This is a genomic window from Streptomyces sp. KPB2, from assembly GCF_003950055.1.
In the GTDB taxonomy this organism is placed as follows: domain Bacteria; phylum Actinomycetota; class Actinomycetes; order Streptomycetales; family Streptomycetaceae; genus Streptomyces; species Streptomyces salinarius.
On sequence record NZ_CP034353.1, the window covers coordinates 4,159,291 to 4,174,320 of the forward strand.

14 protein-coding genes are annotated in these 15,030 nt (G+C 68.0%); 6 read left to right on the top strand and 8 right to left on the bottom strand.

Annotation, left to right across the window (positions count from 1 at the left end):
* Positions 1–102: 102 nt before the first annotated feature.
* The 4 genes from D1J63_RS18460 to D1J63_RS18475 form a co-directional block, all read right to left on the bottom strand.
* Positions 103–684 carry a hypothetical protein gene (locus D1J63_RS18460; RefSeq protein ID WP_102929314.1) on the bottom strand — a complete coding sequence of 194 codons (582 nt, stop codon included), beginning with the start codon at positions 682–684 and terminating at the stop codon, positions 103–105.
* A 46-nt stretch (positions 685–730) separates the two neighbouring features.
* Positions 731–1,993 (bottom strand): MFS transporter, encoded by a 1,263-nt coding sequence (locus tag D1J63_RS18465; RefSeq protein WP_125630069.1) that lies wholly within the window; start codon positions 1,991–1,993, stop codon positions 731–733.
* 79 nt (positions 1,994–2,072) lie between these two features.
* Positions 2,073–3,155 (bottom strand): inositol-3-phosphate synthase, encoded by a 1,083-nt coding sequence (locus D1J63_RS18470; protein ID WP_125630071.1) that lies wholly within the window; start codon positions 3,153–3,155, stop codon positions 2,073–2,075.
* 44 nt (positions 3,156–3,199) lie between these two features.
* Positions 3,200–3,877, bottom strand: coding sequence for a PadR family transcriptional regulator (locus D1J63_RS18475; protein WP_125630073.1), 678 nt, complete (start codon positions 3,875–3,877; stop codon positions 3,200–3,202).
* Positions 3,878–4,541: 664 nt separating this feature from the next.
* Here D1J63_RS18475 and D1J63_RS18480 point away from each other — a divergent pair.
* Together D1J63_RS18480 and D1J63_RS18485 are read left to right on the top strand one after the other, a co-directional pair.
* Complete coding sequence (locus D1J63_RS18480) at positions 4,542–6,929, top strand: transglycosylase domain-containing protein (protein WP_125630075.1); 2,388 nt, start codon at positions 4,542–4,544, stop codon at positions 6,927–6,929.
* A 120-nt stretch (positions 6,930–7,049) separates the two neighbouring features.
* The gene (locus D1J63_RS18485) at positions 7,050–8,558 is read left to right on the top strand and encodes a glycosyltransferase 87 family protein (RefSeq protein ID WP_125630077.1); all 1,509 of its coding nucleotides are present in this window, start codon (positions 7,050–7,052) and stop codon (positions 8,556–8,558) included.
* A 93-nt stretch (positions 8,559–8,651) separates the two neighbouring features.
* Here the strand turns inward: D1J63_RS18485 and D1J63_RS18490 are convergent, their stop codons facing one another.
* From D1J63_RS18490 to D1J63_RS18500, 3 genes are all read right to left on the bottom strand, one after another.
* On the bottom strand, positions 8,652–9,683 hold the full coding sequence (locus D1J63_RS18490; protein ID WP_061443657.1) for an alanine racemase: 1,032 nt from the start codon (positions 9,681–9,683) through the stop codon (positions 8,652–8,654).
* A 61-nt stretch (positions 9,684–9,744) separates the two neighbouring features.
* On the bottom strand, positions 9,745–10,866 hold the full coding sequence (gene femX, locus D1J63_RS18495) for a peptidoglycan bridge formation glycyltransferase FemX (protein WP_061443658.1): 1,122 nt from the start codon (positions 10,864–10,866) through the stop codon (positions 9,745–9,747).
* A 140-nt stretch (positions 10,867–11,006) separates the two neighbouring features.
* The gene (locus tag D1J63_RS18500; protein WP_125630079.1) at positions 11,007–11,312 is read right to left on the bottom strand and encodes a hypothetical protein; all 306 of its coding nucleotides are present in this window, start codon (positions 11,310–11,312) and stop codon (positions 11,007–11,009) included.
* A 275-nt stretch (positions 11,313–11,587) separates the two neighbouring features.
* Here D1J63_RS18500 and rpsF point away from each other — a divergent pair, with 275 nt between their 5' ends.
* The 4 genes from rpsF to rplI all read left to right on the top strand — a co-directional run bounded on the left by rpsF (position 11,588) and on the right by rplI (position 13,296).
* Positions 11,588–11,878, top strand: coding sequence for a 30S ribosomal protein S6 (gene rpsF, locus D1J63_RS18505; RefSeq protein ID WP_019324683.1), 291 nt, complete (start codon positions 11,588–11,590; stop codon positions 11,876–11,878).
* 80 nt (positions 11,879–11,958) lie between these two features.
* A complete protein-coding gene (locus tag D1J63_RS18510) occupies positions 11,959–12,549 on the top strand; it encodes a single-stranded DNA-binding protein (protein WP_102932587.1) in 591 nt (196 codons plus the stop codon).
* A 45-nt stretch (positions 12,550–12,594) separates the two neighbouring features.
* Positions 12,595–12,831, top strand: a complete 237-nt coding sequence (gene rpsR, locus D1J63_RS18515) for a 30S ribosomal protein S18 (protein WP_003949403.1) — start codon at positions 12,595–12,597, stop codon at positions 12,829–12,831.
* An 18-nt stretch (positions 12,832–12,849) separates the two neighbouring features.
* Entirely contained in the window at positions 12,850–13,296 is a 447-nt protein-coding gene (rplI, locus tag D1J63_RS18520) for a 50S ribosomal protein L9 (protein WP_102932588.1), read from the top strand.
* 123 nt (positions 13,297–13,419) lie between these two features.
* Here rplI and D1J63_RS18525 read toward each other — a convergent pair whose 3' ends face one another.
* Positions 13,420–14,757 (bottom strand): MATE family efflux transporter, encoded by a 1,338-nt coding sequence (locus D1J63_RS18525; RefSeq protein ID WP_125630081.1) that lies wholly within the window; start codon positions 14,755–14,757, stop codon positions 13,420–13,422.
* Between the last annotated feature and the right edge of the window lie 273 nt (positions 14,758–15,030).

A 15,030-nucleotide genomic window follows, 5' to 3' on the forward strand; every position in this document is an offset into this window, starting at 1 on the left:
AACGGCGCCGCATCACATCACCTGATGCGGCGCCGTTCGGCATGCCGGGTGTTTCACGTGAAACACGTCCCGGTTAAGGGAGAGGAAGCATTCCCAGGTGCTTTAGACGTCACCGAGGCAGAGGAGGAACTCCTCCCCATCACCGGTCTCGGCGTAGAAACCGGTGGCGTCCTTGACCTTCCGGCACTCGGTCTCGGCGGTGATCGACGTGAAGTGTCCCTTCACCTTCTCGAGGACCTTGCCCTCGGCTTCCGAGGAAGAGCAGTCCACGACTTCCATGCGGTCCGACGAGGACGACGCGGACTTCAGGCAGTCACCCACGCCGGCCTGGTCCGCATCGTCCCGACTGGCGATGTAGCCGCCGATCGCGACACCCACGACGACCACCGCGATGACGATGTTCTTGATCGTCTTGAAGCTCAGCTTGCGGCGGGCCGGCTGCGGCGGCACCGGGGCGTACGGCGCACCCTGCTGCGGAAAACCGGGCTGACCGGGCTGGCCCGCCTGCTGCGGGAAGCCCTGCTGTCCCTGGGCGTAGGGGTTCTGTCCCTGGGGCTGCTGCGGCTGCTGCGCGAACGGGTTGCCCTGAGGCGGCGGCTGGGTGGTCACTGGGGGTCCCCCTGGAATAGGTGCGTGTCGCGGACATGCCGCGAGATAAGACGCACGTAAGCTACCGGGTCCCACTGACAACTCTGTAGTCCGGTGGGGCTCTGTGTCACTGATGTGACACTTACCGGCTCTCAAACCGGGACATAGCTGCCGCAACCACTCCGTAGACCACGGAGACCGTCACGACCAGCGGCACCGAGCGGCCGTCCGGCGGCAGCATGAGTGCGGCCACCCCGGCCGCGCCGACGAAGGCCACGTTGAACAGCACGTCGTAGACGGAGAAGACCCGACCGCGGAAGATGTCGTCGACCGAGGACTGCACGACCGTGTCGGTCGCGATCTTCGCTCCCTGGGTCGTCAGGCCGAGCACGAACGCTGCGGCGAGCAGGGGCGCGGTGGCGAACGGCAGGCCCAGCGCCGGGACCAGCACCGTGGCGATCGCAGCGCACACGGCCATCCAGCGCCCGGGGCCCAGTAGTCCCGCTGTCCACGGGGTGACCACCGCGGCCGCGAAGAAGCCCGCCCCGGAAACGCCGAGCGCCAGCCCCAGCAGGGCGAGCCCCTCGTCCGTGTCCGAGGTCAGGGCGTACCGGCACAGCATCAGCAGCATGACCAGCAGGGCGCCGTAGCAGAACCGCATCAGTGTCATGCCGGCGAGGGCCCAGGCCGCTTCCCGGCGGGCGGGTGCGGCCAGATGACGCACGCCCGCCACCAGGTCGCGGGCGGTGCCGGTGAGAGCCGAGGTCAGCCTCGGCGGAACCCGTGCCGGGTCCGGGCCCAGCAGCTCCACGGCGATGCGCAGCGCCGCCAGCGCGCCGCACAGATAGAGACCGGCACCGAGCAGCACCACGGCGGCGTCGGAGTCCGAGACCACGAGGCGCACGACGAACGCGAGGCCGCCGCCCGCCGTGGCGGCCAGGGTGCCGGCCGTCGGGGAGAGCGAGTTGGCGATCACCAGGCGCTCGGCGTCGACCACCCGGGGCAGCGCGGCGGACAGGCCCGCCAGGACGAAACGGTTGACGGCGGTGACGCAGAGGGCCGAGACGTAGAAGAGCCAGTCGGGGACGGAGGCCAACATCAGCACGGCCGTCACCGAGGCCAGCACGGCGCGCAGCAGGTTGCCGTACAGGAAGACCTGGCGGCGGCGCCAGCGGTCCAGGAGGACACCGGCGAAGGGGCCCACCAGGGAGTAGGGGAGCAGCAGGACCGCCATCGCGGAGGCGATCGCGGCGGCCGAGGTCTGTTTCTCCGGGGAGAAGACGACGTAGGTGGCGAGCGCGACCTGGTAGACGCCGTCGGCGCCCTGGGAGAGAAGACGAACGGCGAGCAGGTGCCGAAACCCCTTCAGACGCAGCAGGATGCGCAGGTCACGGACGACGGCCATGGGGCACAGCCTCACATACGGGAAAGGTCCCCGGGTCCTGCGACCCGGGGACCCTCGGCAGAGCGGGGTGAGCGGCTTCTCAGCGCTCGACCTCGCCCGCGATGAACTTCTCGACGTTGGCGCGGGCCTCGTCGTCGAAGTACTGGACCGGCGGGGACTTCATGAAGTAGCTCGACGCCGACAGGATCGGGCCGCCGATGCCGCGGTCCTTGGCGATCTTCGCGGCGCGCAGGGCGTCGATGATGACACCGGCCGAGTTCGGGGAGTCCCAGACCTCGAGCTTGTACTCCAGGTTCAGCGGGACGTCACCGAAAGCGCGGCCCTCGAGGCGGACGTAGGCCCACTTGCGGTCGTCCAGCCAGGCGACGTAGTCGGACGGGCCGATGTGGACGTTGTCCGCACCCAGGTCGCGGTCGGGGATCTGGGAGGTGACGGCCTGCGTCTTGGAGATCTTCTTGGACTCCAGGCGCTCGCGCTCGAGCATGTTCTTGAAGTCCATGTTGCCGCCGACGTTCAGCTGCATCGTGCGGTCCAGGACGACGCCCCGGTCCTCGAACAGCTTCGCCATGACGCGGTGCGTGATGGTGGCGCCGACCTGGGACTTGATGTCGTCGCCGACGATCGGGACGCCCGCCTCGGTGAACTTGTCCGCCCACTCCTTGGTGCCGGCGATGAAGACCGGGAGGGCGTTGACGAAGGCGACCTTGGCGTCGATGGCGCACTGGGCGTAGTACTTCGCCGCGTCCTCGGAACCGACGGGCAGGTAGCAGACGAGAACGTCGACCTGCTTGTCCTTGAGGACCTGGACGACGTCGACCGGCGCCTCGGCGGACTCCTCGATGGTCTGGCGGTAGTACTTGCCGAGACCGTCGTGGGTGTGGCCGCGCTGGACCTGGACACCGGTGTTCGGCACGTCGCAGATCTTGATGGTGTTGTTCTCGGAGGCGCCGATGGCGTCCGCGAGGTCCAGGCCCACCTTCTTGGCGTCCACGTCGAAGGCGGCGACGAACTCGATGTCACTTACGTGGTAGTCGCCGAACTGGACGTGCATCAGGCCGGGGACCTTGGCCGCCGGGTCGGCGTCCTTGTAGTACTCGACGCCCTGCACCAGCGATGCGGCGCAGTTGCCCACACCGACGATGGCTACGCGAACCGAACCCATTCCGGTTGCTCCCTGTGTGTACGAGTGAGGCCCTGACTGGGCGCTCACGTGGCGGTGTCGCCGGGCGTATCCGGCCGGGGGTCGTCCCCCGGCCGGGGCAGGCCGCCCGTCGCTCCAGATGTCGTGTCCTGTTGAGCGGTCCCCTCCGCGGCGGAACCCCTCAGGTCCCGCCCCGCCCGCTCGCTCTCGATGAGCTCGTTCAGCCAGCGCACCTCGCGCTCCACGGACTCCATTCCGTGGCGCTGGAGCTCAAGCGTGTAGTCGTCGAGTCGCTCCCGGGTGCGGGCCAGGGAGGCCCGCATCTTCTCCAGGCGCTCCTCCAGCCGGCTGCGCCGGCCCTCGAGCACGCGCATGCGTACGTCCCGCGACGTCTGGCCGAAGAACGCGAAGCGAGCGGCGAAGGTCTCGTCCTCGTACGCGTCCGGGCCCGTCTGGGAGAGGAGCTGCTCGAAATGTTCCTTACCGTCGGCCGTCAACCGGTAGACGATCTTGGCGCGGCGTCCCGTGAGAGAAGCGGCGGCCTCGCCGACGTTCCCCGGTTCCTCGATCAACCAGCCGTTGGTGACCAGCGTCTTGAGGCAGGGATAGAGCGTCCCGTAGCTGAACGCCCGGAACACACCCAGTGAGGTGTTGAGCCGTTTACGCAGCTCATAGCCGTGCATCGGGGACTCGCGGAGCAGGCCGAGTACGGCGAACTCGAGGATGCCGGATCTCCGGCTCATCGTCGCCTCCTCTCGCCCTTATGCCGTGCTGATGTATCGACTCGATACATCAGCACGATAGAACGAGCTTCCACGTGCGACAAGGGGGGAACTGGTGAACGGGATCACATCAGGGTTTCATCGCGAGCAAGTTGCCTGATTTGAGGTGAACTTCGGGCCTCGGGGGTTTTGACGGTGCGTAGTGTGTGCGCCATGCGAACCACCGGGAACCGAGTGACGTCTGGGGGCGTCCCTGTCCCCGGTGCAGTACGGGTGAATGCGGAAGGGGCCGCATCCGTACTTCGGGGGGACCGGAAACCAGCCGCCTTTACCAGGCGCGCAAGGGTGCGCCTGCCCGAGGAGTAGTCGTTCGATGAGCGAGCACCGTCGCAAACCGCCGCAGCCGCAGGGAGGCGGACGTGCCGCGGCCCGACGCGGTCAGTCCGGCTCGTCCTCCGGCCGCCGTGCGGCACCGCGAGGCGCCACAGGGTCTCCGTCCGGCTCGTACGGTCCGGAGAACGAGGAGCGTGAATACGGCAGCCGCGCCGAAGCCCGGCGCGCCGCACAGCGGAACGGGGGTGGCCGCCGCAGAGCGGCCGAGCCGGGCCGCGGTGGCCGGCGAGGCGCCCCCGGCGGGTCGGCAGGGCCCGGGCGGGGGCGTGCCGCCGCGCCCGGCAAGAAGCGGATGATCGACTACCCGCGCTACGACAGGGACGGGTGGCGCCGTTGGGTGCCCTCCTGGAGGCTCGTCTCCGGGCTGTGCATCGCGTTCTTCGGCTGTCTGGTCGGCGCCGCCGGCCTCGCCTACGCCATGGTGAGCGTTCCCGTCATCGACGAGAGCGCCACGGCGCAGAACAACGTCTACTACTGGGCCGACAACACCCAGATGGTGGCCACGGGCGGAGACCGCAACCGCCAGAGCGTCGATCTCTCGCAGATCCCGAAGGCGATGCGCAACGCGGTCATCTCGCAGGAGAACAAGACGTTCTACTCCGACAGCGGCATCGACCCCAAGGGCATCGCCCGCGCCGTGTTCAACATGGCCAAGGGCGGTGAGACGCAGGGTGGCTCCACCATCACCCAGCAGTACGTGAAGAACGCGATGCTGAACGACCAGTCGCAGACGATCTCCCGCAAGGTCAAGGAGATCTTCGTCTCGATCAAGGTCGGCGCCGAGGAGCCGAAGGACAAGATCCTCGAGGGCTACCTGAACTCCGCCTACTACGGCCGCGGCGCCTACGGCATCCAGGCCGCGGCCCGGGCGTACTTCAACGTCGACGCCGTCGACCTCAACCCGGGACAGTGCGCCTTCCTCTCGGCGATGCTCAAGGGCGCCACCTACTACGACCCGGCGGGCTCGGTCTCGATCGACCCGGTGGGGGCCACTCCGAAGGCCAACCAGAAGCGGGCCCTCACCCAGATGCAGGACACCCTCGACAAGATGGTGGAGTACGGGCATCTGAGCCAGACGGAACGGGCCAAGTACACCGAACTCCCCACCACGCAGCACCCGCAGTCGAACGCGAAGCTGGGCGGCCAGATCGGCTACCTCGTCAGGCTCGCCAAGTCCTCCGTGCTCAAGAGCGGCAAGGTGTCGGAGCAGCAGCTGGAGAAGGGCGGCTACTCGATCTACACGACCTTCGACAAGAAGAAGGTCGACGAGATGGAGAAGGCGGTCCAGAAGGTCTACAAGGAGAAGATCGACCCCAAGAAGCGCCCCGAGACGGACACCCACGTCCAGTTCGGCGGTGCGTCGATCGACACCAAGACCGGGGCCATCAAGGCCATCTACGGCGGTGAGGACGCCACCAAGCACTTCACCAACAACGCCGACGTCACCGGTGCCCAGGTCGGTTCGACGTTCAAGCCGTTCGTGCTCGCGGCGGCGATGAAGTGGGGCGTGCGCGACCCCGACCTCGGACCGGTCCAGGCCCAGGACGAGCGCACCATCGTCTCTCCGAAGAGCCTCTACAGCGGCAAGAACAAACTCAAGATCAACAATTACGACGGGTCGATCTGGGAGAACGAGGACGGCGAGCAGTGGCGCCAGGAGAACGACGGCCAGGACAACGTCGGTGATCCGCCGGACTACAAGATCGACCTCCGAGAGGCGATGCGGGAGTCGGTGAACTCCGCCTATGTGCAGCTCGGCATGGACGTCGGCCTGGACAAGGTGAAGGAAGCCGCCGTCGACGCGGGGCTTCTGGAGGACAGCCTGACGGGCTCCAGCTTCCCGTCCTTCTCCCTCGGTATCTCGGACCCGAGCGCCATCCGCATGGCGGGCGCCTACGCCACCTTCGCGGACAGCGGCAAGCAGCGCGAGCCGTACTCCGTCACGAAGGTGACGAGCAAGGACGGCACGATCTACACGCACAAGGTCGAGGAGAAGCAGGCCTTCACCGCGAAGGTCGCGGACAACGTCACGGACGTCCTGAAGACCGTCGTGGAGGACGGCACGGGCTCCAATGCCCAGCTGCCCGGCCGCGAGGTGGCCGGCAAGACCGGTACGACGGACGGCAACAAGTCCGCCTGGTTCGTGGGCTACACCCCGCAGCTGTCGACCGCGATCAGCATGTACCGCTACCCGGACGACGAGACCATCAAGAACCGCACGTTCCTGGAGATGTACGGAACGGGTGGCGAGAAGAAGATCCACGGTGCCTCCTTCCCGTCCACGATCTGGCAGGACTACATGTCGGACGCGGTGAAGGGCCTGAAGGTGGAGGGGTTCCCGGAGCCGGAGCCCATCGGTGAGGTCGTCAACGACACCCCGTCGCCGACCCCGACGCCCACCCCCTCTGCCTCCGCGTCCGAGACCGAGGAGGCCAGCCCGTCGCCGACTCCGTCGCCCAGCGACACGCAGAACAGCCCCTCACCCCCCGCCCCGAGCAACACGTGCGGTGTCTTCGAGTGGGGCTGTGAAGAAAGCAATGGCGGCAACGGCAACGGGGGCAATGGCCCAGGTGGCTCGGAGGGGAGTGGATCACCCTCACCAACGTCCAGTGAGACGGGCACAGAGGGCGACACCAACGGAAACAGCCGAGGAAACACCATCTGGGGTGCGAACGGCTGACCGCAGAGCCGCAAGCAGGGGTGTTTCACGTGAAACACCCGCAAGTTTCACGTGAAACAGGGGCCGTCGCATCCAGGAGGGTGCGGCGGCCCCGGCCCGTTCCCAGGGGCATGCGGCAGGATGTGCCCCATGCCCAGTGCAGAATCGACGCCAGCGAGCGTGCACGAGCCGGACCCGGTACGACCGACCAGTCAGGACACGGTCGCCGCGGCCGGAAGCGAGCTGATCGGCGGCCCGATGGGCCGGCGTGCCTTGCTCGGCCGGTCCTGGTGGACGCCTGTGCGGGTGATCGCACTCGTGGCGATCGGCATGTTCGCCCTCGGGCTGGTCCAGAAAGCCCCCTGTTACAACGGTGCCTGGTTCTTCGGAGCCAGCTCCCAGTACACCCACGCGTGCTACTCGGACATCCCGCACCTCTACCAGGGCCGTGGGTTCGTCGACGGGCTCGTGCCGTACTTCGACAAGCTTCCCGGCGACATGGAGTACCTGGAGTACCCCGTGCTGACCGGCCTGTTCATGGAGGTCGCGTCCTGGCTCACACCGGGCAGCGGCACCATTCAGGACCAGGAGCAGTGGTACTGGATGGTCAACGCCGGGATGCTCATGGTGTGTGCGGCCGTCATCGCCGTCTGCGTGACCCGTACCCACACCCGGCGTCCCTGGGACGGCCTGCTGGTAGCCCTGGCTCCCGCTTTCGCGCTGACCGCCACCGTCAACTGGGACCTGCTGGCGGTCGCCCTGACGGCCGCAGCACTGCTCATGTGGTCCCGGGAGCGCCCGCTGGCGTTCGGTGTGCTGCTGGGCCTGGCCACGGCCGCCAAGCTCTACCCGTTCCTGATTCTCGGCCCGCTGCTGGTCCTGTGCTGGCGAGCGGGCAAATGGCGGGCGTTCGGAACGGCGCTGGGGGGTTCGGTCGTCGCCTGGCTCGTGGTGAACCTGCCGGTGATGCTCTACGCCTTCGACGGATGGTCGAAGTTCTACACCTTCAGCCAGGAACGCGGAGTGGACTTCGGGTCCTTCTGGCTGATCCTGGCCCAGAACTCCGACAACCCGCTCAGCACCGAGACCGTCAACACCCTCGCCACGCTCCTGATGCTGCTCTGCTGCGGTGCCGTCGCGGCCCTCACGCTGACCGCACCCCGGCGCCCGCGCTTCGCCCAGCTCGCCTTCCTGATCGTCGCGGCGTTCATCCTCACCAACAAGGTCTACTCACCGCAGTACGTGCTCTGGCTGGTGCCGCTGGCCGCGCTGGCCCGGCCGAAGTGGCGGGACTTCCTGATCTGGCAGGCGTGCGAGGTGGCGTACTTCCTCGGCATCTGGATGTACCTCGCCTACACGACCAGCGGAGACGCCCACAAGGGGCTGCCGACGGACGGCTACCACTGGGCGATCGGCCTGCACCTGCTGGGAACGCTGTTCCTGTGCGCCATGGTCGTGCGCGACATCCTGCTGCCGGACCGGGACCCGGTCCGGCGGACGGGCGACGACGACCCGTCGGGCGGTGTGCTGGACGGCGCGGAGGACGTCTTCGTCCTGGGCCCCGCGGCTCGTCCCGAACCGCCCGCTGCCCACTGCGAAGAACCGCACGTCGACTGGGGCAAGAGCCGGCAGCCGGATGGTTCGCTCTGAGCGAACGCACAACAAGGCCGTACACGACGTCCTGACGATCCCCGTGATCGTCAGGACGTCGTCTACGGCCTTCGCGCGGGTACGGCCCGTTCGCTAGCGATCGAGGATGCGGTCGAACTGGGTGGTGGTGTGCCGAAGATGGGCAACCAGCTCGTCCCCCACCTTGGGCTCCGTCGCGTCCGAGGGGACGAACAGGATCGACACCTGCATGTGCGGCGGCTCCGCGAACCAGCGCTGCTTGCCGCTCCAGACGAACGGCGAGAGATTCCGGTTGACCGTGGCGAGGCCGGCCCGGGCGACACCCTTGGCACGCGGCATGACGCCGTGCAGCGCCTTCGGCGCCTCCAGACCCACCCCGTGCGACGTACCGCCCGCCACGACCACCAGGAACCCGTCGGAGGCGGCCTTCTGCTGCCGGTAGCCGAAACGCTCGCCCTTGGCGACGCGCGTGACGTCCAGGACCGCGCCGCGGTACTCGGTGGCCTCGTGGTCGCCCAGCCACAGCCGGGTGCCGATCCGGGCGCGGAAACGGGTCTGCGGGAACTGCTGCTGGAGCCGGGCCAGCTCGTCGGCCTTGAGGTGGCTGACGAACATGGTGTGCAGCGGCAGCCGGGCGGCGCGCAGCCGGTCCATCCAGCCGATGACCTCCTCGACGGCGTCCGAGCCGTCGGTACGGTCCAGCGGCAGGTGGATGGCGAAGCCCTCGAGCCGGACGTTCTCTATGGCGGCGTGCAGCTGCGGCAGATCCTGCTCGCTGATGCCGTGCCGCTTCATCGAGGACATCACCTCGATGACCACGCGCGCGCCCACCAGGCCGTACACGCCGTCGATGGACGACACCGAACGCACGACCCGGTCGGGCAGCGGCACGGGCTCCTCACCGCGCCGGTACGGCGTGAGGACCAGCAGGTCACCGCCGAAGAAGTCCTTGATGCGGGCGGCCTCGTAGGTGGTGCCGACGGCCAGTACGTCCGAGCCCAGCCGCGTGGCCTCCTCCGCCAGCCGCTCGTGACCGAATCCGTAGCCGTTGCCCTTGCAGACCGGGACCAGCCCGGGGAACTGCTCCTGCACGTGCTTGTGGTGCGCCCGCCAGCGCGCGGTGTCGACGTAGAGCGTGAGCGCCATGGCCGGACCTGGAACCTTTCTCGTGGCTGTCAGAGGTGCGGATCGGGGATGGGCGGTGCGGTCAGCGGCGCGACATGTAGATGTCGAGCGCCTTGTGGAGCAGCTTGTTCAGCGGGAAGTCCCACTCGCCGAGGTACTCGGCCGCCTGACCGCCCGTACCCACCTTGAACTGGATCAGACCGAAGAGGTGGTCGCTCTCGTCCAGCGAGTCGGAGATGCCGCGCAGGTCGTAGACGGTCGCGCCCAGCGCGTAGGAGTCGCGGAGCATGGCCCACTGCATGGCGTTCGACGGCCGGACCTCGCGGCCGATGTTGTCGGAGGCGCCGTAGGAGTACCAGACGTGCCCGCCGACGACCAGCATGGTCGCCGCGGACAGGTTGACCCCGTTGTGCCGGGCGAAGTACAGCCGCATGCGATTGGGGTCCTCGTTGTTGAGGGCCGCCCACATGCGCTGGAAGTACGACAGCGGGCGCGGCCGGAAGTGGTCGCGCACGGCCGTGATCTCGTACAGCCGCTGCCACTCCTCGAGGTCGTGGTAGCCGCCCTGGACGACCTCGACGCCGGCCTTCTCGGCCTTCTTGATGTTGCGGCGCCAGAGCTGGTTGAAGTTCTTGTGGACCTCTTCCAGGGAGCGGTTGGCCAGCGGCACCTGGAAGACGTAGCGGGGCTGCACGTCACCGAAGCCGGCACCGCCGTCCTCGCCCTGCTGCCAGCCCATACGGCGCAGCTTGTCGGCCACCTCGAAGGCGCGCGGCTCGATGTGGTCCGCCTCTATGTCCCGCAGGCGCTTGACGTCGGGGTCCTGGATGCCCTTCTTGATGGACGTCGCGTCCCAGCGCCGGATGATCACCGGCGGGCCCATCTTGACGGAGAAGGCGCCCTGCTGCTTCAGGTGCGCCAGCATCGGCTCCATCCACTCCTGGAGATTCGGCGCGAACCAGTTGATCACCGGGCCCTCGGGGAGGTAGGCGAGGTAGCGCTTGATCTTGGGCAGCTGCCGGTAGAGGACGAGACCGACGCCGACCAGCTGGCCGGTCCGGTCGTCGAACCAGCCGAGGTTCTCCGAGCGCCATTCCGCCTTGACGTCCGCCCATGCCGGGACCTGCATGTGACTCGCCGCCGGCAGGCTCTGGATGTAGGCCAGATGCTGCTCGCGGCTGATGGTCCTCAGGGTCAGGCTCATTCGGGGCGCTCCTCGGGCTGGTGTGTCCCCATGGGTACAGGGGCTCCGGCTCTCGCGCGAAGCCTACTGCGCCCTGTGAGCGCCCCGTCCGGCGTACGGCTGGAAGGGGTGGCACCGGCCGGGCGACCGGCGCTTGCGGATCAGCCGACGAACCCGCCGTGGTAGATGCCGAAGAACAGACCGAACGCGGAGACGCCGAGAGCGAGCACCAGCCCGAAGCGCTCCCGTGTCGTCTCGGAGACGTACTGGCCGTACCCGCCGGTCAGGACACCGAGCAGCCCCGCCCACGAGGTCAGGACGTGCAGCCCCCGGAAGCTCGCGGTCGCGACGGCGAGTACGGCGAGGACCGCGGTCACGGCCAGCAGCGTGTCCTGGAGGGGGTGCGGTTTGCCGTCGGTGGCCAGCAAGCCGGTCCGGGGCTTGGCGGGTCGCATGATCTGTGCCATGGAGAACCTCCTGCCGAAGGCAGTGTGTTTTCGCCCTCACATCCCTGACTACCGATTGTGTCCCCTCGGGGCCTGATTTCAACCGCAAGGGGGCAGCCGGGTACGCTGTACCTTCCGCACCGGTGTCTGTTGCCGGCCACGACCGGGCCACCTCCTCGGAGGAGGCCCGATTGTCAGTGGGTCCTGGTTTACTCGTTGATGCCGGTGCGAACGCATCGCAACCCTCCTGCCACGGAACGACCGTGGCCGCTGAGTCCAAAGGAGGTGGGTTCCACATGCGTCACTACGAGGTGATGGTCATCCTCGACCCCGATCTCGAGGAGCGCTCTGTCTCCCCGCTGATCGAGAACTTCCTCTCTGTCGTCCGTGACGGCGGCGGAAAGGTCGAGAAGGTCGACACCTGGGGCCGTCGTCGTCTCTCGTACGAGATCAAGAAGAAGCCCGAGGGCATCTACTCGGTCATCGACCTGCAGGCCGAGCCTGCGGTCGTCAAGGAGCTCGACCGCCAGATGAACCTGAACGAGTCGGTCCTCCGGACCAAGGTCCTCCGTCCCGAGACCCACTGAGCCTTCCCGCTCAGCTGATCCCGGGATCCGAGTAGCAGCAACCAAGCAGCCAGAGCAGCAAACCCGCCGAGAGGTTCCCCATGGCAGGCGAGACCGTCATCACGGTCGTCGGCAATCTTGTCGACGACCCCGAGCTGCGCTTCACCCCGTCCGGTGCGGCCGTCGCGAAGTTCCGCGTCGCGTCGACCCCCCGCACCTTTGACCGCCAGACGAACGAGTGGAAGGACGGCGAGAGCCTCTTCCTCACCTGCTCGGTCTGGCGCCAGGCGGCGGAGAACGTCGCCGAGTCGCTCCAGCGAGGCATGCGCGTCATCGTGCAGGGCCGGCTGAAGCAGCGGTCCTACGAGGACCGTGAGGGCGTCAAGCGCACGGTCTACGAACTGGACGTCGACGAGGTCGGCGCCAGCCTGCGCAACGCCACGGCCAAGGTCACCAAGACCTCGGGCCAGGGCCGCGGAGGCCAGGGCGGTTACGGCGGCGGTGGCGGCCAGGGTGGCGGCGGCTGGGGCGGCGGCCCCGGTGGCGGCCAGCAGGGCGGCGGCGCTCCCGCCGACGACCCCTGGGCGACCGGCGCTCCCGCCGGTGGCCAGCAGGGCGGTGGCGGCCAGGGCGGTGGCTGGGGCGGTGGCTCCGGCGGCGGTGGCGGCTACTCGGACGAGCCCCCCTTCTAAGGGACGGGCTCTACCCACACTTCTTGATCACACAGGAGAAACATCATGGCTAAGCCGCCTGTGCGCAAGCCGAAGAAGAAGGTCTGCGCATTCTGCAAGGACAAGGTCACGTACGTGGACTACAAGGACACGAACATGCTGCGGAAGTTCATTTCCGACCGCGGCAAGATCCGTGCCCGCCGCGTGACCGGCAACTGCACCCAGCACCAGCGTGACGTCGCCACGGCCGTGAAGAACAGCCGTGAGATGGCGCTGCTGCCCTACACCTCCACCGCGCGATAAGGGAAGGGTGACCGAATCATGAAGATCATCCTCACCCACGAGGTTTCCGGCCTCGGTGCCGCGGGCGACGTCGTCGACGTCAAGGACGGTTACGCTCGCAACTACCTGATCCCGCGGAAGTTCGCGATCCGCTGGACCAAGGGTGGCGAGAAGGACGTCGCGCAGATCCGTCGCGCGCGCAAGATCCACGAGATCCAGACCATCGAGCAGGCCAACCAGGTGAAGGCCCAGCTCGAGGGTGTGAAGGTCCGTCTGGCCGTCCGCTCCGGCGACGCCGGTCGTCTCTTCGGCTCCGTCACCCCGGCCGACGTCGCTTCGGCGATCAAGGCCGCCGGTGGCCCCGAGGTCGACAAGCGCCGCATCGAGCTGGGCTCGCCGATCAAGACCCTGGGCGCCCACGAGACGTCCGTGCGTCTGCACCCCGAGGTTGACGCCAAGGTCAGCATCGAGGTCGTCGCTGCCTGAGCACTGCTCTCGCTGAAGCGATGAGAGGGGCCGCATCTCCCGAGGGATGCGGCCCCTTTCGTGTCCGTGGCGGCAGTCATGTTTCACGTGGAACGTCGCCTTTCGCCGTTTCACGTGAAACAGTCAGCGTGTCGCACCGGTGACGATCCAGCGCCCCGATCGGGTACGCAGCCACAGCGTCAGCAGCCGCATCGCCATCATCAGCGTCATCGCTGCCCACAGGGCGGTGAGCCCACCGCCGAGGGTGGGAACGAGGAGCGCCGCAGGGGTGAAGACCGCCAGGGTCAGCAGCATGGCCCAGGCAAGGTAGGGACCGTCGCCCGCACCCATGAGGACACCGTCCAGGACGTAGACCACTCCGCAGACGGGCTGCGCGACGGCCACGATGACCAGTGCGGGCAGCGCGGCGTCCTTGACCACGGAGTCACCGGTGAACAGCGGCAGGAACGCCGGGCGGGACAGCACCACGAGCAGGCCCAGCACGACCCCGACCGCGATGCCCCACTCCACCATCCTGCGGCAGGCGTCGCGCGCGCCCTGGGCGTCACCCGCGCCCAGATACCGCCCGATGATGGCCTGCCCCGCGATGGCGATGGCGTCGAGGGCGAAGGCGAGGAGACTCCACAGGGACAGGATGATCTGATGCGCGGCGATGTCGGCGTCACCGAGACGGGCCGCCACGGCCGTTGCGATCATGAGAATCGCCCGCAGGGAGAGCGTGCGCACGAGCAGTGGCACCCCGGCCTGAGCCGATGCCCTGATGCCGGCCAGGTCGGGTCGCAGGGAGGCGCCGTGCCGTCGAGCCCCGCGAATGACCACCCACAGATAGACCGCGGCCATGCCGACCTGGGCAATGACGGTGCCCCAGGCGGAACCCGCGATGCCGAGGCCGGCGCCGTAGACGAGTACGACGTTGAGGACGGCGTTGGCGACGAAGCCGGCCACGGCCACGTACAGCGGGGTGCGGGTGTTCTGCAGCCCCCTGAGCACACCGGTCGAGGCCAGCACGACGAGCATGGCGGGGATGCCGAGCGCGGAGATTCGCAGATAGGTCGTGGCATAGGGGCCCGCGGTCTCGGATGCGCCGAAGAGTTCCACCAGGGAGGGGGCCGTGGGCAGGACGACCGCTATGACAGCGGCCCCGAGCAGCAGCGCCAGCCAGATGCCGTCCATGCCCTGGCGGATCGCTGCTTGCAGGTCGCCCGCGCCGACGCGACGGGAAACGGCTGCCGTGGTGGCGTAGGCGAGGAAGACGAAGACGCTGACGGCCGTGGTGAGCAGGGCCGAGGCGATCCCGAGTCCGGCGAGCTGAGCGGTTCCCAGATGGCCGACGATGGCACTGTCGGCCATGACGAAAAGGGGCTCGGCGACGAGCGCGCCGAAGGCCGGGACGGCCAGCGCGACGATCTCTCGGTCGTGCCGGCGCCGGGCGGTCCGGGTGCGCGCGGGGGCCTGTGTCATGAGCACCAATCTAATCGTCCACAGGTAAGAGATGCAATGCTGTGACGACCCTTACGATTGCTCTCGCCCCGTGTACTTCTGGGTACAGGTCCGAGCGATCTTGGTCCGGCTGGGCAAGTTTTTCTTCTGCACAGGCGGTGGACGATGACTGTGCAGGTCAGGGCCGCTTCGTGGGCCGGGCTGCGGGCTTGTTCACAGGGCTGTCCACCGGGTCGTGCACAGGTTTCGCGGAGTTCTCCACAGCATCTGGCCCGTCGTCCACATGGCCTGTGG